This window comes from Bordetella saccharivorans (assembly GCF_045862855.1).
GTDB classification, from domain to species: domain Bacteria; phylum Pseudomonadota; class Gammaproteobacteria; order Burkholderiales; family Burkholderiaceae_B; genus Bordetella_A; species Bordetella_A petrii_F.
Genome location: NZ_BAAFZO010000001.1, coordinates 4,925,730 through 4,947,816, shown reverse-complemented (window position 1 = coordinate 4,947,816; position 22,087 = coordinate 4,925,730). Strand labels below are relative to the sequence as shown.

Annotated in this window: 18 protein-coding genes and 3 tRNA genes; 16 read left to right on the top strand and 5 right to left on the bottom strand. The window is 68.3% G+C overall.

Annotated features, from left to right (window positions below; genetic code table 11):
• The first annotated feature begins 155 nt into the window (after positions 1 to 155).
• Genes ACKTT0_RS23700 through maiA form a run of 3 tightly spaced genes read left to right on the top strand, consistent with a single transcriptional unit; the run spans position 156 to position 2,263 of the window.
• On the top strand, positions 156 to 602 hold the full coding sequence (locus ACKTT0_RS23700) for an FKBP-type peptidyl-prolyl cis-trans isomerase (RefSeq protein WP_407852494.1): 447 nt from the start codon (positions 156 to 158) through the stop codon (positions 600 to 602).
• On the top strand, positions 602 to 1,582 hold the full coding sequence (gene ispH, locus ACKTT0_RS23695) for a 4-hydroxy-3-methylbut-2-enyl diphosphate reductase (RefSeq protein ID WP_407852170.1): 981 nt from the start codon (positions 602 to 604) through the stop codon (positions 1,580 to 1,582). The genes ACKTT0_RS23700 and ispH overlap by 1 nt, the downstream gene beginning before the upstream one ends.
• 36 nt (positions 1,583 to 1,618) lie before the next feature.
• The gene (maiA, locus tag ACKTT0_RS23690; protein WP_407852169.1) at positions 1,619 to 2,263 is read left to right on the top strand and encodes a maleylacetoacetate isomerase; all 645 of its coding nucleotides are present in this window, start codon (positions 1,619 to 1,621) and stop codon (positions 2,261 to 2,263) included.
• 53 nt (positions 2,264 to 2,316) lie between these two features.
• Here maiA and ACKTT0_RS23685 read toward each other — a convergent pair.
• Positions 2,317 to 2,392, bottom strand: a tRNA-Thr gene (locus ACKTT0_RS23685).
• 191 nt (positions 2,393 to 2,583) lie between these two features.
• Between ACKTT0_RS23685 and ACKTT0_RS23680 the strand changes: the two genes are divergently transcribed.
• A tRNA-Asn gene (locus ACKTT0_RS23680) sits at positions 2,584 to 2,659 on the top strand.
• Positions 2,660 to 2,767: 108 nt separating this feature from the next.
• Here ACKTT0_RS23680 and ACKTT0_RS23675 read toward each other — a convergent pair.
• Complete coding sequence (locus ACKTT0_RS23675) at positions 2,768 to 3,103, bottom strand: cupin domain-containing protein (protein ID WP_094807027.1); 336 nt, start codon at positions 3,101 to 3,103, stop codon at positions 2,768 to 2,770.
• 51 nt (positions 3,104 to 3,154) lie between these two features.
• Here ACKTT0_RS23675 and ACKTT0_RS23670 point away from each other — a divergent pair, with 51 nt between their 5' ends.
• Positions 3,155 to 4,141 (top strand): CobW family GTP-binding protein, encoded by a 987-nt coding sequence (locus tag ACKTT0_RS23670; protein WP_407852168.1) that lies wholly within the window; start codon positions 3,155 to 3,157, stop codon positions 4,139 to 4,141.
• 72 nt (positions 4,142 to 4,213) lie between these two features.
• Positions 4,214 to 5,116, top strand: coding sequence for a LysR family transcriptional regulator (locus ACKTT0_RS23665; RefSeq protein ID WP_407852167.1), 903 nt, complete (start codon positions 4,214 to 4,216; stop codon positions 5,114 to 5,116).
• A gap of 725 nt (positions 5,117 to 5,841) precedes the next feature.
• Here the strand turns inward: ACKTT0_RS23665 and ACKTT0_RS23660 are convergent.
• Positions 5,842 to 5,918 (bottom strand) — tRNA-Met (locus ACKTT0_RS23660).
• Between the two features lie 71 nt (positions 5,919 to 5,989).
• Between ACKTT0_RS23660 and scpB the strand changes: the two genes are divergently transcribed.
• From scpB to typA, 8 genes are all read left to right on the top strand, one after another.
• Positions 5,990 to 7,075, top strand: coding sequence for an SMC-Scp complex subunit ScpB (gene scpB / locus ACKTT0_RS23655; protein ID WP_407852166.1), 1,086 nt, complete (start codon positions 5,990 to 5,992; stop codon positions 7,073 to 7,075).
• Between the two features lie 50 nt (positions 7,076 to 7,125).
• Positions 7,126 to 8,826: a 23S rRNA pseudouridine(2605) synthase RluB gene (gene rluB / locus ACKTT0_RS23650; RefSeq protein ID WP_407852165.1), complete on the top strand. Its 1,701-nt coding sequence runs from the start codon at positions 7,126 to 7,128 to the stop codon at positions 8,824 to 8,826.
• Between the two features lie 342 nt (positions 8,827 to 9,168).
• Positions 9,169 to 9,675, top strand: coding sequence for a ribosome maturation factor RimP (gene rimP, locus ACKTT0_RS23645; RefSeq protein WP_407852493.1), 507 nt, complete (start codon positions 9,169 to 9,171; stop codon positions 9,673 to 9,675).
• On the top strand, positions 9,672 to 11,150 hold the full coding sequence (gene nusA, locus ACKTT0_RS23640; protein ID WP_407852164.1) for a transcription termination factor NusA: 1,479 nt from the start codon (positions 9,672 to 9,674) through the stop codon (positions 11,148 to 11,150). The genes rimP and nusA overlap by 4 nt, the downstream gene beginning before the upstream one ends.
• A 90-nt stretch (positions 11,151 to 11,240) precedes the next feature.
• A complete protein-coding gene (infB, locus tag ACKTT0_RS23635; RefSeq protein WP_407852163.1) occupies positions 11,241 to 14,198 on the top strand; it encodes a translation initiation factor IF-2 in 2,958 nt (985 codons plus the stop codon).
• Positions 14,199 to 14,225: 27 nt separating this feature from the next.
• Positions 14,226 to 14,627, top strand: a complete 402-nt coding sequence (gene rbfA, locus ACKTT0_RS23630) for a 30S ribosome-binding factor RbfA (protein WP_028353952.1) — start codon at positions 14,226 to 14,228, stop codon at positions 14,625 to 14,627.
• Positions 14,628 to 14,666: 39 nt separating this feature from the next.
• Positions 14,667 to 15,416 (top strand): tRNA pseudouridine(55) synthase TruB, encoded by a 750-nt coding sequence (gene truB, locus ACKTT0_RS23625; protein WP_407852162.1) that lies wholly within the window; start codon positions 14,667 to 14,669, stop codon positions 15,414 to 15,416.
• On the top strand, positions 15,413 to 17,236 hold the full coding sequence (gene typA, locus ACKTT0_RS23620) for a translational GTPase TypA (protein WP_407852161.1): 1,824 nt from the start codon (positions 15,413 to 15,415) through the stop codon (positions 17,234 to 17,236). Before truB ends, typA begins: the two co-directional genes overlap by 4 nt.
• A 64-nt stretch (positions 17,237 to 17,300) precedes the next feature.
• Here the strand turns inward: typA and ACKTT0_RS23615 are convergent, their stop codons facing one another.
• Entirely contained in the window at positions 17,301 to 17,699 is a 399-nt protein-coding gene (locus ACKTT0_RS23615) for a tautomerase family protein (RefSeq protein WP_407852160.1), read from the bottom strand.
• Positions 17,700 to 17,820: 121 nt separating this feature from the next.
• Here ACKTT0_RS23615 and ACKTT0_RS23610 point away from each other — a divergent pair, with 121 nt between their 5' ends.
• Positions 17,821 to 18,678, top strand: coding sequence for a LysR family transcriptional regulator (locus ACKTT0_RS23610; protein WP_407852159.1), 858 nt, complete (start codon positions 17,821 to 17,823; stop codon positions 18,676 to 18,678).
• Positions 18,679 to 18,687: 9 nt separating this feature from the next.
• Here ACKTT0_RS23610 and ACKTT0_RS23605 read toward each other — a convergent pair whose 3' ends face one another.
• Positions 18,688 to 19,368, bottom strand: coding sequence for an LOG family protein (locus ACKTT0_RS23605; RefSeq protein WP_472977672.1), 681 nt, complete (start codon positions 19,366 to 19,368; stop codon positions 18,688 to 18,690).
• On the opposite strand from ACKTT0_RS23605, the gene polA reads away from it, so the two are divergent.
• A complete protein-coding gene (gene polA / locus ACKTT0_RS23600) occupies positions 19,367 to 22,084 on the top strand; it encodes a DNA polymerase I (RefSeq protein ID WP_407852157.1) in 2,718 nt (905 codons plus the stop codon). The genes ACKTT0_RS23605 and polA overlap by 2 nt on opposite strands.
• Positions 22,085 to 22,087 lie beyond the last annotated feature (3 nt).

Sequence of the window (22,087 nt, the reverse complement as noted above, 5' to 3'; positions counted from 1 at the left end):
CAGTGAACGATTTTGTCCGGCCGTCGAACTACGCCATGCCGCGGCCGGGGGCGGGCGCCGGCCCGTCGCGCCAAGACGTTCTAAAATCCAGGTTTACCGATTCATTTTCCACGGTGACCACCTTGAGCAGCACCGCCGCCGACCAGGCGACCCCCATCGTCCGTTCCGACTCCTATCTGACCCTGCATTACCGCATCGTGCTGGCCTCCGGGCCCGGGCAGGGTTCGGTGTTCGCCGATACCTTCGACGGGCGTCCCGCCACGCTGCAAATGGGCAGCGGCCAGTGGGCGCCGGGCCTCGAAGACGCGCTGCTCGGTCACGTCGAGGGCGAGCGCTTCAGCATCACGCTCGAGCCGGCGCAGGCCTACGGCGACCGCAACCCCGACCTCATCCAGAAAATCACCCGCGCCATGCTGGCCGAGCACGCCGGCGCCGACGCCGCCTTCGAGCCCGGCGACCTGGTCGAGTTCAGCGCGCCCAACGGGGGGCGCTATTCCGGCGTGCTCAAGCAGATCACGCCCGACTGGGCGCTGTTCGATTTCAACCATCCGCTGGCGGGCACCGCGCTGCGGGTCGATGTCGATATCCTGGGGGTCCTCTAATGGCCGACCACGTCACCGCCGCCGACGCCGAGGTCGTGCTGGCCCAGCCGCGCGGCTTCTGTGCCGGCGTCGACCGCGCCATCGACATCGTCGAGCGCGCGCTCGAACTGCATGGCGCGCCCATCTACGTGCGCCACGAAATCGTCCACAACCGCTACGTCGTCGAAGACCTGCGCGCCAAGGGCGCCGTCTTCATCGACGAGCTCGACCAGGCGCCCCCCGGCGCCATCGTGGTGTTCTCGGCCCACGGCGTATCCAAGGCCGTGCGCCAGGAAGCCGAGGCGCGCGGCCTGCGGGTATTCGACGCCACGTGCCCGCTGGTTACCAAGGTCCACATCGAGGTCGCGCGCATGCGCGCCGCCGGCCGCGAGATCATCATGATCGGCCACAAGGGCCACCCCGAGGTCGAAGGCACCCTGGGCCAGGCCCAGGGCGGCATGTACCTGGTCGAGACCGCCACCGATGTCGCCAATCTCCAGGTGACGGACCCCTCCAACCTGGCCTTCGTCACCCAGACCACGCTGTCGGTCGATGACGCGGCGGCCGTGTCGGCCGCGCTGCGGGCCCGCTTTCCCGACATCGTCGAACCCAAGAAAAGCGACATCTGCTATGCCACGCAGAACCGCCAGGACGCGGTCAAGCTGCTGGCGCCCGATTGCGACCTGGTGCTGGTGGTGGGCAGCCCCAACAGTTCCAACTCGAACCGCCTGCGCGAAGTGGCCGAACGCATCGGCACCGACGCGCACCTGGTGGACGGCGCGCACGCCATCGACCCGGCTTGGCTGCGGGGCAAGCAGCGCATCGGCATCACCGCCGGCGCCTCGGCGCCCGAGATCCTGGTCCAGCAGGTGGTGCAGCGCCTGAAAGAGCTCGGCGCGGTCTCGGTGCGCACCATGCCCGGCCTCGAAGAGAACGTCGCCTTTCCGCTGCCCAAGGGGCTGTCGCGCAAGGCGGCGCCCGACGCACCCGCTTCGTCCTGAGCCATCCCGGCCCCTACGTCCGTCCAAGGAGACCCCATGCAGTTGTACAGCTACTTTCGCAGTTCGGCCGCCTTCCGTGTGCGCATCGCGCTGAACCTGAAAGGCCTGTCTTACGAATACCTGGGCGTGCATCTGCTGAAAGACGGCGGGCAGCAACTGGCCGAGTCGTACCGGGCGCTCAACCCCAGCGCCCTGGTGCCCACCCTGGTCGACGGCGACGCCGTCATCGGGCAGTCGCTGGCCATCATGGAATACCTCGACGAAACCCATCCACAGCCCGCGCTGCTGCCGGCCGACCCCGTCGGCCGTGCGCGGGTGCGCGCCATCGCGCAGACCATCGCCTGCGACACGCATCCGCTGAACAACCTGCGCGTGCTCAAGTACCTGAAGCGCGACCTGCAGGTCAGCGAAGAAGCCAAGAACGACTGGTACCGGCACTGGGTCAAGCTGGGCCTGGAGTCGGTCGAGGCCATGCTGGCGCATTCCTCGTCCACTGGCCGTTTTTGCCACGGCGATACGCCGACCCTGGCCGACCTCTGCCTGGTGCCGCAGGTCTACAACGCGCGCCGCTTCGACTGCGACCTGTCCGCGCTGACCACCATCACGCGCATCGACGCCGCCTGCCGCGAGCTGCCGGCCTTCGACCTGGCCGCGCCGGAAAAGCAGCCCGACGCCGAATAGGGCGCGCGCAGCAAAAAGGGCAGCCCACGTGGGCTGCCCTTTTTGCTTGAAACTGGTGCCGGCAATAGGAGTCGAACCTACGACCTTCGCATTACGAATGCGCTGCTCTACCAACTGAGCTATGCCGGCCTGGCACAGGCGCGCTGTGCGCCGCTTTCCAAGTTGCCGCGCCCCATGGCGCGCCGCCTCGAAAGACCGAGATCATATCAGAGTTTGCCATGCCACGCATGGCCAGTTGTTGAAGTCGATTGCTGCACGATGGCATCGGCACCACTTGCATCAAGAAAAAAGATGCGTCATAATCTCGCTTCTTTAGCAGTTCCCCGATAGCTCAGTCGGTAGAGCGACGGACTGTTAATCCGCAGGTCGCTGGTTCGAGCCCAGCTCGGGGAGCCAAAGTATGCAGGGCCGTTCACGCAAGTGAACGGCCCTTTTGGCATTCTGGCCGACGCTCGCGCGCATTGGCGTCCATTGGGCGGCCATGCCGCGCCGGGTGCGCGTCACCTACGACCGGTCCAGGAACAGAGTGACCAGCAGCGCACAGTCTTCCAGCGCCGTGAGGCGGCGCGGCACGCCTGGCGCCAGGTACACCAGCGTGCCGGCCCGCAGGACCTGCGTCGTGTGGTGCGCCTCGAGTTCGGCAATGCCTTCCAGGCATTGCAGGGCGACTGCGCTGGTGTCGATGTCGTGGGTGGGCAGCACGTGGCCCGCAGGGAGCACCAGGCGTAGTATTTCCATCTGGTCCGCCCGCACCAGCGCCTGCGAGCGCGCGTGCTTCAGGGCCGGCCCCAGCGGCCGGATGTCGATCAATTCACCCGAGCGGGCATGATGCAGCGCCATACTGACTCCTTGAAAGAAGATGCTCCGGCCAAGCAATCGGCGGGCCCGGCCGTGGATCCGCGTATTGCCGTCACCGTGCTGACCGGGTTCCTCGGTAGCGGCAAGACCACGTTGCTGAACCGCCTGGTGCGGGATCCAGCCTATGCCGATGCTGCCGTGATCGTCAATGAACTTGGCGAGGTGGGGGTGGATCATCACCTGGTGCGCCATGCCGACGGCCGCGTAGCCGTGATCGAGGGCGGCTGCATCTGCTGCACCGTCAATGGCGGCCTGGTCGATACCTTGCGGGACCTGTTCATGCTGTCGCTGCGGCGCCAGATCAAGCCATTCCGCCGTGTCTTGATCGAGACCACAGGGCTGGCCGCGCCGGCGGCGATCCTGTTCTCCCTGCGTCACGAGCGCTTCCTGGCCGAGCGTTATATCTATGGCGGCACGCTGACTGTCATCGACGTCCGGCACATCCGACGGCAACTGCTGGACCAGCCGGAGGCGCTCCAGCAGGTGGCGCTGGCCGATGTCGTGGCTTGCGCCAAGGCCGACCTGGCGGGCCCGGGCGAGTTGGCCGCCGCCCGGCAGGCGGTGGCCCAGGTCAATCCGGCGGCGGCGCAATGTGTAGTGTGGCCTGGCGTCGAGCCGGACCGCCGGCTGTTCGGCTTGGCGCCGGCCCGGCGCGAGCCGGGGGCGCTGGGTCGCTGGCTGGGCGCCTTCGCGTCCGCGGCCGCGGGGCGCCATCCGCAGGTGCGTCATACGGTGCTGACGCTGCCCGGGCCGGTCAGCCGCGCCGCCTTCCTGACCGGCATGGCGCGCGTGCTGGAGGTGCATCACCGCGGCCTGCTGCGCATGAAAGGGCTGGTGCGCTTGCAGGACGAAGGCGGGCCCAGCGTCGCGCACGCGGTGCACCGCGACCTGTACCCCCTCGAGCCGCTCGACGCCTGGCCGGACGGCCAGCCGCAGACGCGCCTGGTGTTCATTCTGCGCGAGCTGGATCCCGATGCCGTCGCCGGGGCGGTGCGCCAGGCGCTGGGCCAGCCCGCCTGAGTGTCGGCGAGCCGTGCCGCAGGCTCGGGGAATACGGTATAAACAGGCACTGGTGCAGAGAACGAGACAATCATGGACCGCCTGAAAGCCATGCAGGTGTTCGTCGAAGTCGTCGACCGGGGCAGCCTGTCGGCGGCGGCGCAGCGGTTGGACATGTCCCGCGCCATGGTGTCGCGCTACCTGGCCGAGCTCGAGGCCTGGGTGGGCGCGCGCCTGCTGCACCGCACGACCCGCCGGCTCAGCCTCACGCCGGCCGGCGCCGAGACGCTGCCGCGCTGTCGCCGCATGCTGGATTTGATGGGCGACATGCACGAAGCCGTGGCCGCGCCCGATACCGAACCGCGCGGCCAATTGCGCATCAGCGTCAGCCTGTCGTTCGGCGCCGCGCAACTGGCTGGCGCGGTGGCCGATTTTGTCGCCCGCTATCCGGGGGCATCGATCGACCTGCAGTTGGTCGACCGCATCGTCAACCTGGTCGAGGACGGCATTGACCTCGCGGTGCGCATCACCAACGAGCTCGATCCCAACCTGATTGCCCGCAAGCTGGCGCCGTGCCGCTCGGTCGTGTGCGCGGCCCCGGCGTACCTGCAGGCGCACGGCACGCCGGGGCGGCCGGAGGACCTGGCCAAGCACAATTGCCTGACGCATACGCATTTTGGCAAGAGCCTATGGCGCTTCCGCCGCGACGCCGAATGGATCGACGTGCCGGTCAGCGGCGGCATCACCGCCAACGACGCGTTGCTGCTGGCCCGCACGGCGGTGCGAGGCAGTGGCATCGCCATGCTGCCCACTTACCTGGCTGGGCCCGAGATCGCCGCCGGTCGCCTGGTCCCGCTATTGACGGGCACTCCGCCCGAGGAGCTCGGCATTTATGGCGTCTATGCTTCGCGGCGCCAGATGCCGCTGATCCTGCGGGCCATGCTCGATTTCCTCGCCGAGCGCTTCGGCGATGCTCCGTGGGATGCGCGTACATGACGGCACGAGCGGCCGTCATGCTTTGTGCGGCCAGGTATTGCAGGTATAATGAACACACTGTCTTCGTGAAGACCAACATCGTCCCGGCCGGTACTGCCCGCATGGGCAACCGCGAAACCCATGGCAATGGCCATGTCGCAGGTTCGGGGTCGCAGGCAACGCCGCAGCGGATATCGCCGTCGCGGGCTCCACGACAACCGGTGCCGCTACCGCGGGCCCAGGGTTCCGCGTGGTGGTTGCCAGGTAGGTTGGCAGGCCGCACATACGCCGGTCGCTCACGCAGGCAGCATGGTCGTCCCATACGTCTAAGAATCGCCGGCTCGGCGCCGCCGCATGGTCAGCAGGGTTCGTTCATCGAGCCGCACCTGATCCGGCACGGTGGCTGCCTCGGGGCAAGGGGTATCCTGCGTCACCGTCCAGTTTCCTGGCGCCAGGCGATTCAGGTTCATTTTTTCAGCAAATGCCGCCGTGGCGGCGCTGCGCACTGATACGCGCGGCATTGTGCGGGTCCGAGGCGCCGGCGTTGCGGCGCATCTGCGCACAGGCCGTGTCTACAGGAACGTCGTGAACATTACGCAAGTCTGCGCCATTTCGACCAGCCTCCGCATCGCGGGGCAGGGCGGGGTCGCGTCTGCCGCCGGCGGCCGTGCTGCGGGTGCCGGCCGTGTCGTACGCGACGGCGCCCAACAAAAAAGCCCGGCGATGCGCCGGGCTTTCAAGAAAACTGGTTGCGGGGGCAGGATTTGAACCTACGACCTTCGGGTTATGAGCCCGACGAGCTGCCAGACTGCTCCACCCCGCGTCTGAGAAGAAAGATCATAGCCTTTTTTTACAGTTAGCGCAAATTAGCCCATTTTTACAGACAGAATATCGATGAACGATAGCGAGGCAACATGCGTGCTGGAGGCTGCGCTGCTGTGCGCGAGCCAGCCGATGCAAATAGCCGACATGCGCAAGCTGTTCGGCGAGGATCCGGAGTTCGATAGCGCCAGGCTGCGCACGCTGCTGGAGGGGCTGCAGGCCCAATGGACGGAGCGCGGCCTGGAACTGGCCCAGCTGGCCACCGGGTGGCGCTTCCAGAGCCGGCCGCAGATGCAGCGCTACCTCGAGCGGCTCAACCCCGAGAAGCCGCCCAAATACTCGCGCGCCGTGATGGAAACGCTGGCCATCGTGGCCTGGCGCCAGCCGGTGACGCGCGGCGACATCGAAGACATCCGCGGCGTGACCGTCTCGTCGCAGATCGTCAAGACACTCGAAGACCGGGGCTGGATCGAGGTCATCGGCCATCGCGACGCCCCGGGGCGTCCGGCCCTCTTCGGCACCACCCGCCAGTTCCTGGACGACCTCGGGCTGCACGCCCTGGACGAGCTGCCGCCGCTGGATACGGCCCAGGCGGCCGCCGCCCTGCAGGGGCTGGACCTGGGCGGTTCGGAAGTCACTCTCGAGCCTGACGCGCCGGCCGAGGCCGGCGGCGTGCAAGACGAGGAAGTTGCCGCGGAGGGCGGGACGGAAGGCGAGAGCGAGGCCGCCGTGCAAGGCGCAGGGGTCGCCGTGGCGGCCGCCGCCGGGGCCGAGGCGGACAATGCCGTTCCGCGCGAGCCCGAAGTCGCGCCGCCGGCGCCCGATACCGTCGCGCCTGGGCAAACGCCCCCCGAGGCCGAACCCGTGGCGCCGGGCCCCGAGATCACTCCCCCGTCGTCGCCGGAAATCGAACCGCCTGCGGCCCCGCCCGAAGTCGAGCCGCATGCTCCCGAGCCGGAAGTCGAGCCGCAGCCTGCCGAGCCGGATGTCCAGCCGCAACCGCCCGAACCCGAGGTCGAGCCGCAGCCGCCCGAACCCGAAGTGGAACCACAGGAACCCGGGCCCGACGTCGAGCCGCCCGCGCCCGATCATGCGCCTGAAGCGCCGCCGACCCCCGACGAAGACGAGCCGGCCCGCGGCGGGCTCGCCCAAGCTTGAAATCTGGAGCTGTCTCCGTGACAACCAATACAACGAATACAACCAATACGATGCAACAAGACGATTTCCCTGTTTCAGAACTGGGCGCCACGGCGGCGCCGGCGGTGGCCGAACCCGCGCCGGCCGATGGCGCGGCGGGTGAGGGCGGCGACGCCGCGGCGGGCAATCGCGGTCGCGGCCGCAAGCTGCGCACGCCGTTCCGGCGCCGCCGCGGCGATGCCGCGGCGGCTGGCCAGGGCCAGGGCGAACCCCGGGCCGAACCGGCCGCGCCGGCTCCCGAGGCGGATCCCCGCGCCGCCGAGCGCGAGGCCGAGCAGGCGCTGGCCTACCTGGACCAGTCCGCCCGCCTCGAGCAGCGGCTGGGCAAATACCTCAACAGCGATGCGGCCATGCCCAAGCTGCACAAAGTGCTGGCGGATGCCGGCATCGGCTCGCGCCGCGAAATGGAAGAACTCATCACCGCGGGGCGGGTGTCGGTCAATGGCGAACCGGCGCATATCGGACAGCGCGTGTCGCCGTCGGACCAGGTGCGCGTCAACGGCAAGCCGATCGCCCGGCCGAATGCCAAGAAACCGCCGCGCGTCATCCTGTATCACAAGCCAGCCGGCGAAATCGTCAGCCATGACGATCCGGGCGGCCGGGCCAGCGTGTTCGCCCGCCTGCCGAAGCTGCGGACCGGCAAGTGGCTGTCGGTGGGGCGCCTGGACCTGAATACCGAAGGCCTGCTGATCTTCACCACGTCGGGCGACATGGCGAACCGCATCATGCATCCGCGCTATGGCACCGAACGCGAATATGCGGTGCGGGTGCTGGGCGAAATGGACGAGGCGGCGCGCAAGTCGCTGGTCGAGGGCATCGAGCTGGAAGACGGCCAGGCCGCCTTCGGCGCGCTCGACTACCTGGGCGGCGACGGCAGCAACCGCTGGTACCGCGTGACCCTGCAAGAAGGACGCAACCGCGAGGTGCGCCGCATGTTCGAGGCGGTGGGTGTCACGGTCAGCCGCCTGATCCGCACGCGTTTCGGCGATATCGTCCTGCCTCGCACCTTGCGGCGCGGCCGCTGGGAGGAGCTCGAGCCGTCGCTGGTGACGGCGCTGATGGTCCAGCTCGGCCTGTTGCGCGACGACGACGCCGACGAGGACGGGCGCCACGCCCGCCAGCCGCGTTCGCACGACAGCGCGCTGCCCCCCGGTTTCGGCACCATGGAGCGCAACGGCATGAACGGCGCGCGCATCGGCCGGCGCGGCAAGCTGCAGGGTGGCCGGCAGGGCAGCGCGGGGCAGGTGGCGGCGTGTCCTTCCGATCCGTTCGGCACCGGCCTGATGTTCACGGGGGGATACGCCAACGGCCACCCCCTGGGCAAGGATTCCGGCCGCAAGGCCGGCAAGGGCGGCGGCAAGGCGGCTGGCGGCAAGCCGAAGCCGGCCGGCGGCAAGGCGGCGGCTGGCGGCAAGGCCGCCAAGAGCGGCAAGCCGCGCCGTGGCAAGAGTGCCCCGGCTGGCGCCGCGGCGGCCAGTCCGGCCGACGTCGCGGCCGCGCCGGCGGGCCCCCGCAAGGGCGGCCGGGCCAAGCCCGGCGGCCAGGGGCCGGCGCGCGGCAACCAGGCTGCGCGGGCGGGCAAGGCGTCGTCCGGCAAATCCCGCTCGCAGCGCGGCGGCGGCCGTGGCGACGACTGGCAGCCCAAGAGCGCTTCGGCGCATGAATCCCGGCTCGGATTCCTGGGCGGCGGACGAGGGCGGGGCGGCCGCTGATCCGGCGCCGCCGCGCCATGCCCGCGCCGGCATGGCGCCCTTGCCGTAAACCCGCGACGCATCAGGTAATTTTCCCGGTTATCTGGTAAAATTGTTGGTTTTCATGGCGCGCACGCTTTGGTTGCGCGCCGGATGCCGCGCCCGGCGGTATCCGGTCCGACCCGAAGCGCGGTCGCCGGATTGGGCCCGGGGCGGAAAACAAGGTCGCAATATTTGGGCTCGGGCCCGGTATTGGGTTTCCTGGCGGGGCATCCCGCCGCGAAGCTTGGCGCTTCGCAGGAACCCGATCCGGGCGCCGGGCGATACGGTGGGCTGGGCATGCAGCCCATTTTTTTTGAGTGTATGGCTGATTTATACGCATTGACCCAAGAGGCACTGGCTGGCATGGACGTCGAACTGGTCGACGTCGAACGTGCTGCGCTCGGTCTTTTGCGTGTCACCATCGACAAGGCGGGCGGCGTGCGCATCGAAGATTGCGAACAGGTCTCCCGCCAGTTGTCGCGCGTCTACGAAGTCGAGAACATCGACTACAAGCGGCTGGAAGTCGGCTCGCCGGGCGTCGATCGCCCGTTGCGCACCGAGGCCGAGCTGCGCCGCTTCGCGGGCGAGCGCGTCGAGATCAAACTGCGCCAGCCGCTGGACGGCCGCAAGGTGTTTTCCGGCATCCTGACCGCCCCCGAGGCCGGCCAGGCGGCCGATGGCGGCACGGCCGCCGATGCGCACCAGACCGTGTTCGGTCTCGAATTTGAGGCAAAGAAGGACGACATCCAGGTGCTGAACTTCACGCTCGCCGACATCGAGCGTGCCAAACTGGATCCCGTTCTGGATTTCAAGGGCAAAAAGCGATGAGTCGCGAAATTCTTCTGTTGGTCGATGCCTTGGCGCGTGAAAAGAACGTCACGCGCGAAGTGGTTTTCGGAGCGCTCGAAAGCGCGCTGGCTTCGGCCATGAAAAAGCGTTTCAAGGAAGACGCCGAGATCCGCGTCTCCATCGACCGTGAAACCGGCAGCCACGAAGGCTTCCGCCGGTGGCTGGTGGTGCCCGACGAAGCCGGCCTGCAAGAGCCCGACAAGCAGGAAATGCTGTCCGATGCGCGCGAGCTGGTGCCCAATATCGAAGTCGGCGAGTACATCGAGGAACCGCTCGAGCCGGTCGAGTTCGGCCGCATCGGCGCCCAGGCGGCCAAGCAGGCCATCCTGCAGAAGATCCGCGACGCCGAGCGCGAGCAGGTTCTCAACGACTTCCTCGACCGCGGCGAGACGATCATCTCGGGCACCATCAAGCGCATGGACAAGGGCGACATCATTGTCGAGACCGGCAAGATCGAAGCCCGCCTGCCGCGCTCCGAGATGATCCCGAAAGAGAACTTCCGGGTCGGCGACCGCCTGCGCGCCTACGTGCTGCGGGTCGACCACGCCGCGCGCGGCCAGCAGGTCATCCTGTCGCGCACCTCGCCGGAGTTCATCCGCCAGCTGTTCGAGAACGAAGTCCCCGAGATCGAGCAGGGGCTGCTCGAGATCAAGGCCGCCGCGCGCGATCCGGGCGTGCGCGCCAAGATCGCCGTGGTGGCGTACGATAAGCGTATCGACCCCATCGGCACCTGCGTCGGCATGCGCGGCTCGCGCGTCACCGCGGTGCGCAACGAGCTGGGCGGCGAACAGGTCGACATCGTCCTGTGGTCGGAAGATCCCGCCCAGTTCGTCATCGGCGCCCTGGCGCCGGCCAATGTCGAGTCCATCGTGGTGGACGAAGACAAGCACGCCATGGACGTGGTGGTCGACGAGGAAAACCTGCCCAAGGCCATTGGCGCCAAGGGCCAGAACGTGCGCCTGGCGTCCGAGCTCACCGGCTGGCAGATCAACATCATGACGCCGGAAGAAAGCCTGAGCCGCCAGGAAACCGAGCGCGCCGGGCTGCGCGCCACGTTCATGAACAAGCTCGACGTCGATGAAGAAGTCGCCGACATCCTCATCGACGAAGGGTTTACCGGTATCGAGGAAATCGCCTACGTGCCCATGCAGGAGCTGCTGGAAATCGAGGCGTTTGACGAAGACACCATCAACGAGCTGCGCGCCCGCGCCCGCAATGCGCTCCTGACCGAGGCCATCGCCCAGGAAGAGCGCCTTGAAACGGCCCAGGACCTGCTCGAACTCGAAGGCATGACGCCGGAATTGGCCGCCAAGCTGGCCGAACGGCAAGTGCTGACGCGCGACGATCTGGCCGAGCTGGCCACCGACGAATTGGCCGAAATCGCCGATCTCGACGAACAGCAAGCCAGCGAGCTGATCATGCGCGCCCGGGCCCACTGGTTCAATGAAGAGTAACCGGCAAGGGTACCGTCCGGTGGATGCACGGCCTGGCCGCCCATCCGCCTTTGCTTTGTTGTAATCGCTGCATATAGGGAAGAGAGCCTAATGTCGAGTAATACTGTCGCCCAGTTCGCTACCGAGCTGAAGATGCCCGCCAACGTGCTGCTGGAGCAGCTGCGTTCGGCCGGTGTTGACCTCAACTCGGTGGACGACGCGGTTACCGACAGCGACAAGGCGAAGTTGCTCGACTCGCTGCGCCGCGCCCATGGCGCGACCGAGGGCAAGAAAATCACCTTGACGCGTCGCCAGACCTCCGAGATCCGCCAGGCCGATGCCACCGGCCGGTCGCGCACCATTCAGGTCGAGGTCCGCAAGAAGCGCGTGTTCGTCAAGCGCGATCCGTCCGAGATCGCGCTCGAGGCTGCGCGCGCCGAAGCCGCGCAAGCGGCGCCCGAGGCCCCGGCCGCCGCGACGCCCGCCGAGCAGCCCGCGCCGGCCGTGGCCGAAGCGCCGGCGACGCCCGCCGTGGCGGAGCCGACGCCGCAGGCGCAATCGGCCGCGCCGCAGTCCGCGCCGCAGGTCCAGCCCGAGCCGCAGCCCGAGCCCGACGTGGTCGCGCAGGAGCCGGTCGAGGCGCCGGCATCGCCCGCGGCCGAGCCGGCCGCGGAGCGCGAGGCCGAACGCGAAGCCGAGCCCGCCGCGCCGGAACCGGCCGCCACGCCCGCCGAGCCCGAAGCGCCGGCCGAGCCGCCCGCGGTTGCCGCTGAGCAGCCGGCTGCGGCCGAACCCGCCGCGCCTGCCAAGCCGCAGCAGACCGAGGCCGCCAAGCCCGCGCCCGAGGCGGCGCCCAAGGCTGGCCGCCCCGACGTGCGTCGCGCCGCGCCGGCCGCGCCGGCCGCCCCGGCCGCCACGGGCGATTCCGCCGCGCGCGAGGAAGCCCGCCGTGCCGCCGAAGCCGAAGCGGCCGCGCTGCGCGAAATGCTGAACCGCCCGCGCAAGGTGTTGCGCGCGCCCGAGCCCGAGAATCCCGCGGCGCTGTCGGGCACCCTGCACAAGCCGGCCGCCAAGGCCGCCGCAGGCGCGGGCGCCAAGAAAGACGCCAAGCCGGCCGGCGGTTCCAAGAAGACCATCAAGACGGCCGAAGTCGCTTCCACCTGGAGCGACGACGCGTCGCGCAAGAAACCCGCGGACAAGCCGTCCGCGCCCAGCCGCGACGGCTGGCGCGCCGGTGGCAAGGGCGGCAAGGGCGGCCGCAACAGCCGCAACCAGCAGGCCGAGCGTCGCCACGAGCCCGCGCCGCAGGAATTCATCGCGCGCGAAGTGCACGTGCCCGAAACCATCAGCGTGGCCGACCTGGCGCACAAGATGTCCGTCAAGGCCGCCGAGGTCATCAAGCAATTGATGAAACTGGGCCAGATGGTCACCATCAACCAGGTGCTGGACCAGGAAACCGCCATGATCGTGGTCGAGGAACTCGGCCACGTGGCCATCGCCGCCAAGCTCGACGATCCCGAGGCCTTCCTGGACGAGACCCCGGCCGCCACCGAGGCCGAGCTGCTGCCGCGTGCGCCCGTGGTCACCGTCATGGGCCACGTCGACCACGGCAAGACCTCGCTGCTGGATCACATCCGGCGCGCCAAGGTCGCTGCGGGCGAGGCCGGCGGCATTACCCAGCACATCGGCGCCTATCACGTCGAGACCGAGCGTGGCGTGGTCACGTTCCTCGACACTCCGGGCCACGAGGCATTTACCGCCATGCGGGCGCGCGGCGCCAAGGCGACCGACATCGTCATCCTGGTGGTGGCCGCCGACGACGGCGTCATGCCCCAGACGCGTGAAGCCATCCACCATGCCAAGGCGGGCGGCGTACCCCTGGTCGTGGCGGTCAACAAGATCGACAAGCCGGAAGCCAATCCCGAGCGCGTCAAGCAGGAGCTGGTGGCGGAAGAGGTCGTGCCCGAAGAATACGGCGGCGACGTACCGTTCGTGCCCGTGTCGGCCAAGACCGGCGCCGGCATCGATGACCTGCTCGAGAACGTGCTGCTGCAGGCGGAAATCCTGGAACTCAAGGCGCCTGTCGATGCCCCCGCCAAGGGCCTGGTCATCGAGGCCCGTCTCGACAAGGGGCGCGGCCCGGTGGCCACCATCCTGGTGCAGAGCGGCACGCTCAAGCGCGGCGACGTAGTGCTGGCCGGCGCGAGCTTCGGCCGCGTGCGCGCCATGGTCGACGAGAACGGCAAGCAGATCCAGGAAGCCGGCCCGTCCATCCCGGTCGAAATCCAGGGCCTGACCGACGTGCCCGCCGCCGGCGACGAGCTCATCGCGCTGGCCGACGAGCGCAAGGCGCGCGAGATCGCGCTGTTCCGCCAGGGCAAGTTCCGCGACGTCAAGCTGGCCCGCCAGCAGGCCGCCAAGCTCGAGTCCATGTTCGACAACATGGGCGAGGGCACGCAGACCCTGCCGCTCATCGTCAAGACCGACGTGCAGGGCTCCCAGGAAGCCCTGGTCGCCTCGCTCACCAAGCTCTCCACCGACGAGGTGCGGGTTCAGGTGGTGCACGCGGCCGTGGGCGGCATCTCGGAAAGCGACGTCAACCTGGCCATCGCTTCCAACGCGGTCGTCATCGGCTTCAACGTCCGTGCCGAGCAAAGCGCCAAGAAGCTGGCCGAGTCCAACGGCATCGACCTGCGCTACTACAACATCATCTACGACGCCGTGGATGAAGTGAAGGCGGCCATGTCCGGCATGCTGGCGCCCGAGAAGAAGGAAGAGGTCATCGGTCTGGTCGAGGTCCGCGAGGTCTATTCCATCTCGCGTATCGGCAACGTCGCCGGCTGCATGGTGCTGGACGGCGTGGTGCGCCGCGATTCCCAGGTCCGCCTGCTGCGCAACAACGTCGTCCACTGGACCGGCCACCTGGAATCGCTGCGCCGCTTCAAGGACGACGTCAAGGAAGTCAAGTCCGGCTTCGACTGCGGCCTGACGCTGCGCGGCAGCAACGACATCCAGGTGGGCGACCAACTGGAAGTGTTCGAAATCAAGGAGATCGCCCGCACCCTGTAAAGGGTGCGGCGTATCCGCAAGTTTTTCATGAGCCGTCACAAGTCCAAATCCATCCCCGGCCGCAACCTGCGGCTGGCCGACCAGATCCAGAAGGACCTGGCCGGGCTGATCCAGCGCGAGATCGACACGTCGCGCGCGGGGCTGATCACGCTGTCCGGTGTGGAACTGTCGGCCGACTACGCGCACGCCAAGGTGTATTTCACGGTGCTGGGCGCCGAGCCCGATGCCGCCGCCGCGCTGCTCAACGAGAAGGCCGGCTGGCTGCATTCGCAGCTGTACAAGCTGCTGCACATCCATACCGTTCCCACGCTGCGCTTCGTGCACGACGCCCAGGTGGCGCGCGGCATCGAAATGTCGGCCCTGATCGACCGCGCCAACCGGTCCGGCCCGTCCTCGGGCGTCCCGGACGAACCTGAAGACCAGTCCTGACCGGCTGTCGTCTCTGCACTCTTTTTTCCGGATTCGACGATGGCCAAACGACGCGGGCTTGCGCTCGACGGTGTCCTGTTGCTGGATAAACCCGTGGGGTTGTCCAGCAACCACGCCCTGCAACGGGCGCGGCGCTGCCTGGACGCGGCCAAGGCCGGCCACACCGGCACGCTCGACCCGTTCGCCACCGGCCTGCTGGTGTGCTGCATGGGGCGCGCCACCAAGATATCCGGCGCGATGCTGGACGCCGACAAGGCGTACCGCGCCACGCTGCAGTTCGGCGAGGAAACCGACTCCGGCGACCTGACCGGCAACGTGGTGGCCCGCGCGCCCGACGGTTTCGCCGTGGACGAAGCCAGCCTGCGCGATGCGCTGTCACGTTTCCAGGGCACCATCGAGCAAGTGCCGCCGATGTACTCGGCGCTCAAGCGCGATGGCAAGCCGCTGTACGAGTACGCGCGCCAGGGCATCGAGCTCGAGCGCCCGGCGCGCCAGGTCACGATCCATCGCATCGAGCTGCTGGCGCTGTCGGGCACGCGGGCCGAGATCGACGTAGCCTGCAGCAAGGGCACGTACATCCGCACCCTGGCCCAGGACATCGGGCGGGTGCTGGGCTGCCATGCCCACCTGGCGGCGCTGCGGCGCACGCACGTCGGGCCATTTTCGCTGGACCGCGCCGTCACGCTGGAGGCCCTGCAGGCCATGCCAGACCCCAAGCAGGCCTTGCTTGCACTGACTGAATTGCCGGCGGGCCTGCTGCCCGCCAAGACCTTAAAGGACACGCTATGACTCGCGCCCTGCGCAACGTCGCCATCATTGCCCACGTCGACCACGGCAAGACCACGCTGGTCGACCAGCTACTGCGCCAATCCGGCACCTTCCGCGAGAACCAGGCCGTGTCGGAACGGGTCATGGATTCCAACGACCTGGAAAAAGAGCGCGGCATCACCATCCTGGCCAAGAACTGCGCGGTCGAGTACCAGGGCACCCACATCAACATCGTCGATACCCCGGGGCACGCCGACTTCGGCGGCGAGGTCGAGCGGGTGCTGTCGATGGTCGACGGCGTACTGCTGCTGGTCGATGCGGTCGAGGGGCCGATGCCGCAGACCATCTTCGTGACCCGCAAGGCGCTGGCGCTGGGTCTCAAGCCCATTGTGGTGGTCAACAAGATCGACCGTCCCGGCGCGCGTCCGGACTACGTTATCAATGCCACCTTCGACCTGTTCGACAAGCTGGGTGCCACCGAAGAGCAGCTCGACTTCCCGGTGATCTATGCCTCGGGCCTGTCGGGCTACGCGGGCCTCACGCCCGACGTGCGCGACGGCGACATGCGGCCGCTGTTCGAAGCCATCCTGCAGCACGTGCCGCAGCGTGACGACGATCCCAATGGCCCGCTGCAGATGCAGATCATCTCGCTGGACTACAACAGCTACGTGGGCAAGATCGGCGTGGGCCGCATCAATCGCGGCCGCATGCGGCCCGGCATGGACGTGGCATACCAGTTCGGCCCCGATGGCGCGGCCGGCAAAGGCCGGATCAACCAGGTGCTGAAGTTCAAGGGCCTGGAGCGCGAGCTGGTGGACGAGGCCGAGGCCGGCGACATCGTGCTGATCAACGGCATCGAAGAGATCGGCATCGGCTGCACCGTGATGGATCCGGGCCAGCCCGAGCCGCTGCCCATGCTGCGCATCGACGAGCCCACGCTGACCATGAATTTCATGGTCAACACCTCGCCGCTGGCCGGCAGGGAAGGCAAGTTCGTCACCAGCCGCCAGCTGCGCGACCGGCTCGACCGCGAGCTCAAGTCCAACGTGGCCCTGCGGGTGCGCGATACCGGCGACGACACGGTGTTCGAAGTGTCGGGGCGCGGCGAACTGCACCTGACCATCCTGCTCGAGACCATGCGCCGCGAAGGCTATGAACTGGCCGTGTCGCGGCCGCGCGTGGTGTTCAAGGAGATCGACGGCGTTCGCTGCGAACCCTTCGAGGCCCTGACCATCGACGTGGAAGACGCCCACCAGGGCGGCGTCATGGAAGAGCTGGGCCGCCGCAAGGGCGACCTGCAGGATATGCAGCCGGATGGCCGCGGCCGCACCCGCCTGGAATACCTGATCCCGGCCCGCGGCCTGATCGGCTTCCAGAACGAGTTCCTGACGCTGACGCGCGGCACCGGCCTGATGAGCCACATCTTCCACGAATACGCGCCCGTGCGCGAAGGCGCCATCGGCGAACGCCGCAATGGCGTGCTGATCAGCCAGGACAACGGCGAGGCCGTAGCCTACGCGCTGTGGAAGCTGCAGGACCGCGGCCGCATGTTCGTCAGCCCCGGCGAGGCGCTGTACGAAGGCATGATCATCGGCATCCACAGCCGCGACAACGACCTGGTGGTCAACCCCATCAAGGGCAAGCAGCTGACCAATATCCGCGCCTCGGGCACGGACGAGGCCGTGCGCCTGGTGCCGCCGATCCAGCTGACGCTGGAGTACGCGGTCGAGTTCATCGACGATGACGAGCTGGTCGAGATCACGCCCAAGTCGATCCGCCTGCGCAAGCGTCACCTGCAGGAGCACGAGCGCCGCCGCGCGGCGCGCGAAAGCGCGGCCTGATGCCTGCCGGCGGCCCGGCGCGGCGTGGTGCCGCGCCATGCCGGTCCGCGGAGCGCGCCGGCGCTCAGACGCCCGCCCGCTGATGGCGGTATTCCTGCGTGGCGCCGCCGTAGCCATAGGCGGCCGCGCGGGCGTCTATCACATGCACGTACGAGCATTCGTGCAGATTCCCCAGTAATTCCTCGAACGCGGCATATACCGCGGCGATGAAGCGCGCCTTTTCCTGCTTGGTATTGGTCTCGTCGGTCACGCTGATGTCCAGGTGAAAGGCGTTGTGGCCGGTTTCGGCCAGCGGGCGGCCGCCGATGAACCAGGCGTCGTGGGCGATGTATTGCAGCGCGATGGCGATCAGCGGCAGTTCCTTGCCCAGGACGGACTGGGTCAACGTTGTGATGCGATCGACGACGCGGCGGCTGAGGGCGGCGTCGGGGCGGCCGGAAAGATGGACAACCAGGTGGGGCATGATGGGGCTCCTTGTTCGACGCGGCCGGAAAGTCGACCGCCTGGGCAGTCTAGGGCTTTCTTTGACAGCGGAAAAACGGGAATTTAAGATCTGATCCAACGGAAAAACCGATGGACCGGCCATGCCTGGATTCGACCTGGAGCAGTTGCGCACGTATACCGCGGTGCTGGACGCGGGCAGCCTGACGGCCGCCGCGCCGATCGTGCACCTGTCGCAGTCGGCGGTCAGCGAGCAGGTCCGCAAGCTCGAGGAGCGCGCCGGGCAGCTGCTGCTGGTGCGCACCAAGGCCGGCGTGCACGCCACGCCGGCCGGGCTGCGCCTGCTGGCCCACGCGCGCCGCATCCTGGCCCTGAGCGACGAGGCCCTGCGCGACTTGCGTGGGGTGCCGCTGCAGGGAGAACTGCGCCTGGCGCTGACCGACTATTTCCGGCCGCGCGACATCGCCGGGCTGCTGCGGCGGCTCAACCAGCAATATCCGCAGGTGCGCCTGCACGTCGCCATCCTGAAAAGCGGCGAGGTCGAGGCCGCCTGCGCGCGCGGCCAGTTCGACCTGGGCGTGGCGATGCACGTCCGCGCGCCCGGCGCGGCGGCGCGGCCGCCGGGCGAATTGCTGCGGCGCGAGGCCCTGTGGTGGATGGCCGCCGAGGGCCTCCAGCTGGACCGCGGCGCGCCGTTGCCGCTGCTGGTGCTGCCCGAGACCTGCGCCCTGCGGCAATTCACCGAAACCGTGCTGATACGCCGGCGCCTGCTGTACACGGTGGCCCATGTGGCCTCCGGCGTGGCGGGCCTGCAGCTCGCCCTGGCGGCCGGCCTGGGGGTGGCGTGCCTGAACGAGTCGGCCCTGGCGCCGGGCGTGGCGCGGCTGGCGCGCGCCGGCCTGCCGGGGCTGCCGCAGGCGCAGTTCCGCCTGCTCGCGGGAGCCGCCGACAACGAGTTCGTCGCCCGGGCCCGCGCGGCGGTTGCCCAGGCACTGGCCTGAGGCGCCGGCTCAGCCCGGCAGGGACGGCGCGTATTCGGCGCCGCTCTGGCGTTCGGCGTGGAATTCCACCACGCGCCGCACCACCTTGCGGGGGTCGTCCTCCAGGGTGAACAATTCCAGGTCGTGGGCCGCGATCATGCCATTGGGCAGCATCTGGTCGGCCAGCCAGTCCACCAGGCCCTGCCAGTACTCGCTGCCCACCAGGATGATCGGCGCGGCCGGCACCTTGCCGGTCTGGATCAGCGTCAGCGCCTCGAACAGTTCGTCCATGGTGCCGAAGCCGCCCGGCAGCGCCACATAGGCGAAACTGTGCATGAAGAATGTGGCCTTGCGCGAGTAGAAATATTCGAACGAAAGGCTGATAGTCTGGTACTCGTTGTTGTGCGCTTCGTGCGGCAGGCTGATGTTCAGCCCGACGCTGGTGCCGCCGGCCTCGAAGGCGCCCTTGTTGGCGGCTTCCATGATGCCCGGCCCGCCGCCGGCGATCACGGCGAAGCCCGCCTCGGCCAGGGCGGCCGAAATGGCTTCGCAGGTCTCGTAGTGAGGCGAGTCGCGGCTGATGCGGGCGCTGCCGAACACGCTGACGGCGGGGCCGATGTCGGCCAGTTTCTCTGCCGCCGTCCGTATCTCTGACATAATCACCGGTATTTGCTTGCCGGCGGGCATTTCTCGTTCTGCTTTTGTAACCATGAAAAAAACCTTATTGCTGGTAGACGGTTCGAGCTACTTGTACCGCGCCTTCCACGCTATGCCCGATTTGCGCAATGCGCAAGGAGAACCCACGGGCGCGCTGTACGGCGTGGTCAACATGCTGCGCAAGCTGGTCTCGGATCATAAGGCAGACTACGCCGCCTGCATCTTCGACGCGCGCGGCAAGACATTCCGCGACGAACTCTATCCCGACTATAAATCGCATCGGCCGCCCATGCCGGAAGACCTGGCGGCACAGATCGAACCCATCCACCAGGCGGTGCGGGCGCTGGGCTGGCCGGTGTTGGCCATCGAAGGTGTCGAGGCCGACGACATCATCGGCACGCTGGCGCGCCAGGCCTCGCAGCAGGGCATCCACACCATCGTCTCGACCGGCGACAAGGACCTCGCCCAGCTCGTCGACGCGCATGTCACGCTGGTCAACACCATGAGCGGCGAGGTGCTCGACGAGCCGGGCGTGCTGAACAAGTTCGGCGTGCCGCCGGAGCGCATCGTCGACTACCTGATGCTGGTGGGCGATGCGGTGGACAACGTCCCCGGCGTGACCAAGGTCGGTCCCAAGACGGCCGTCAAGTGGCTGGCGGAATTCGGTTCCATCGACGCGCTGGCCGGGCAGGCGGACAGCATCAAGGGCGTGGCGGGCAACAACCTGCGCGAGGCGCTGCCGCAGTTCCCGCTGACGCGCCAGCTGCTCACCGTGAAATGCGATTGCGACCTGGCCGGCCATGTCGACAGCGTCGGCGACCTGGCGCCGCGCCAGCCCGACACCGACACCCTGCAGGCCCTGTACGAGCGCTACGGCTTCCGTACCTGGCTGCGTGAACTGACCGGCGACGCGCAGCGCGTGCCGCAGGGCGACGCGCGCATCATCGCCGAGGCGCCGGCCGCGCCGGCCGAGCTGCGCTACCAGATCATCGCCGGCTGGCCCGCGTTCGACGAATGGATGGCGCAGGCGGCCGCGGCGCCGTTGGTCGCGCTCGATACCGAGACCACCTCGCTCGACGAGATGCAGGCGCGCCTGGTGGGTATTTCCATGGCGGTGGCGCCTGGCGTGGCGTGCTATATCCCGCTGGCCCACCGCGGCCCCGACGCCGCCGAGCAACTGCCCAAGGCGGAAGTGCTCGAGCGCCTGCGCGGCTGGCTAGAAGACCCGGCGCGCGCCAAGCTGCTGCATCATGCCAAGTACGATACGCATGTATTCGCCAACGAGGGCATCGCGCTGGCCGGCATCCAGGAAGACACCATGCTGCAGGCCTATGTCCTGGAGTCGCACCGCAGCGTCGGCTTGAACGACCTGGCGCAGCGCTACCTGGGACGCGGCGGCGTCACCTACGAGGATCTCTGCGGCAAGGGCGCCAAGCAGATCGGCTTTGACGAGGTCGCGGTCGACAAGGCCGGCCACTACGCCTGCGAGGACGCCGATTTCACGCTGCAACTGCACCAGGCGCTGCGGCCGCGCGTGGCCGCGGACGCGGGCCTGGAGCGCATCTACCGGCTCGAGATCCAGGTCTCGCGCGTGCTGACCGTGGTCGAGCGCAACGGCGTCAAGGTCGACGCCGACGAACTGGGCCGCCAAAGCCACCGGCTGGGCCAGGAAATGCTGACGCTCGAACAGCGCGCCTACGAATTGGCCGGGCAGCCCTTCAACTTGAATTCGCCCAAGCAACTGGGCGAAATCCTGTTCGGCCGCATGCAGCTGCCGGTGGTGCGCAAGACCGCCAGCGGCGCGCCGTCCACCGACGAAGAAGTGCTCAGCAAGCTGGCGCAGGACTACCCGCTGCCGCAGGTGCTGCTCGAGTATCGCGGCCTGTCGAAGCTGAAGTCCACGTACACCGACAAGCTCCCGCGCATGATCAACGCGCGCACCGGGCGCGTGCACACGCATTATTCCCAGGCCGCCGTGATCACCGGCCGGCTGGCCTCGTCCGATCCCAACCTGCAGAACATTCCCGTGCGCACCGAGGCGGGCCGGCGCGTGCGCGAGGCCTTCGTGGCCGAGCGCGGCCTGCTGTTGTCGGCCGATTATTCGCAGATCGAGCTGCGCATCATGGCGCACGTGTCCGACGACGCCAACTTGCAGCAGGCCTTCGCCGCGGGCGAGGACATCCACCGCGCCACCGCGGCGGAGATCTTCGGCGTGCCGCTGGCCGAGGTCGCCGCCGACCAGCGCCGCGCCGCCAAGGCGATCAATTTCGGCCTGATCTACGGCATGGGCGTGTTCGGCCTGGCGTCGAACCTGGGCATCACCCGCGATGCCGCCCAGGCATATATCGATCGCTATTTCGCCCGCTATCCCGGCGTCGCGCAGTACATGGAACACACCCGCCAGCTGGCGCGCCAGCAAGGCTACGTCGAAACGGTGTTCGGCCGCCGCCTGCAATTGCCGGACATCCGCGCCGGCTCGGGGCCGCGGCGCCAGGGCGCCGAGCGCGCCGCCATCAACGCGCCCATGCAGGGCACCGCGGCCGACCTGATCAAGATGGCCATGGTGGCGGTGCAGGACTGGCTCGACGCCGAGCGCCTGAGCACCCGCATGATCATGCAGGTGCACGACGAACTGGTGCTGGAAGTGCCTAACCAGGAACTCGACCTGGTGCGGGCGCGCCTGCCCGAACTGATGTGCGGAGTGGCCGAGCTGCGGGTGCCGCTGGTGGCCGAGGTCGGCGCCGGCCCCAATTGGGAGCAGGCGCACTGAGCC

Bases quoted from the DNA above. Each gene is read 5' to 3' on its own strand.
- ispH (WP_407852170.1), top strand. From the start codon at position 602: ATGGCCGACCACGTCACCGCCGCCGACGCCGAGGTCGTGCTGGCCCAG.
- maiA (WP_407852169.1), top strand. From the start codon at position 1,619: ATGCAGTTGTACAGCTACTTTCGCAGTTCGGCCGCCTTCCGTGTGCGC.
- ACKTT0_RS23675 (WP_094807027.1), bottom strand. From the start codon at position 3,103: ATGGCGCTGCATCATGCCCGCTCGGGTGAATTGATCGACATCCGGCCG.
- ACKTT0_RS23665 (WP_407852167.1), top strand. From the start codon at position 4,214: ATGGACCGCCTGAAAGCCATGCAGGTGTTCGTCGAAGTCGTCGACCGG.
- scpB (WP_407852166.1), top strand. From the start codon at position 5,990: ATGAACGATAGCGAGGCAACATGCGTGCTGGAGGCTGCGCTGCTGTGC.
- rluB (WP_407852165.1), top strand. From the start codon at position 7,126: ATGCAACAAGACGATTTCCCTGTTTCAGAACTGGGCGCCACGGCGGCG.
- rimP (WP_407852493.1), top strand. From the start codon at position 9,169: ATGGCTGATTTATACGCATTGACCCAAGAGGCACTGGCTGGCATGGAC.
- nusA (WP_407852164.1), top strand. From the start codon at position 9,672: ATGAGTCGCGAAATTCTTCTGTTGGTCGATGCCTTGGCGCGTGAAAAG.
- infB (WP_407852163.1), top strand. From the start codon at position 11,241: ATGTCGAGTAATACTGTCGCCCAGTTCGCTACCGAGCTGAAGATGCCC.
- rbfA (WP_028353952.1), top strand. From the start codon at position 14,226: ATGAGCCGTCACAAGTCCAAATCCATCCCCGGCCGCAACCTGCGGCTG.
- truB (WP_407852162.1), top strand. From the start codon at position 14,667: ATGGCCAAACGACGCGGGCTTGCGCTCGACGGTGTCCTGTTGCTGGAT.
- typA (WP_407852161.1), top strand. From the start codon at position 15,413: ATGACTCGCGCCCTGCGCAACGTCGCCATCATTGCCCACGTCGACCAC.
- ACKTT0_RS23615 (WP_407852160.1), bottom strand. From the start codon at position 17,699: ATGCCCCACCTGGTTGTCCATCTTTCCGGCCGCCCCGACGCCGCCCTC.
- ACKTT0_RS23610 (WP_407852159.1), top strand. From the start codon at position 17,821: ATGCCTGGATTCGACCTGGAGCAGTTGCGCACGTATACCGCGGTGCTG.
- polA (WP_407852157.1), top strand. From the start codon at position 19,367: ATGAAAAAAACCTTATTGCTGGTAGACGGTTCGAGCTACTTGTACCGC.
- ACKTT0_RS23605 (WP_472977672.1), bottom strand. From the start codon at position 19,368: ATGGTTACAAAAGCAGAACGAGAAATGCCCGCCGGCAAGCAAATACCG.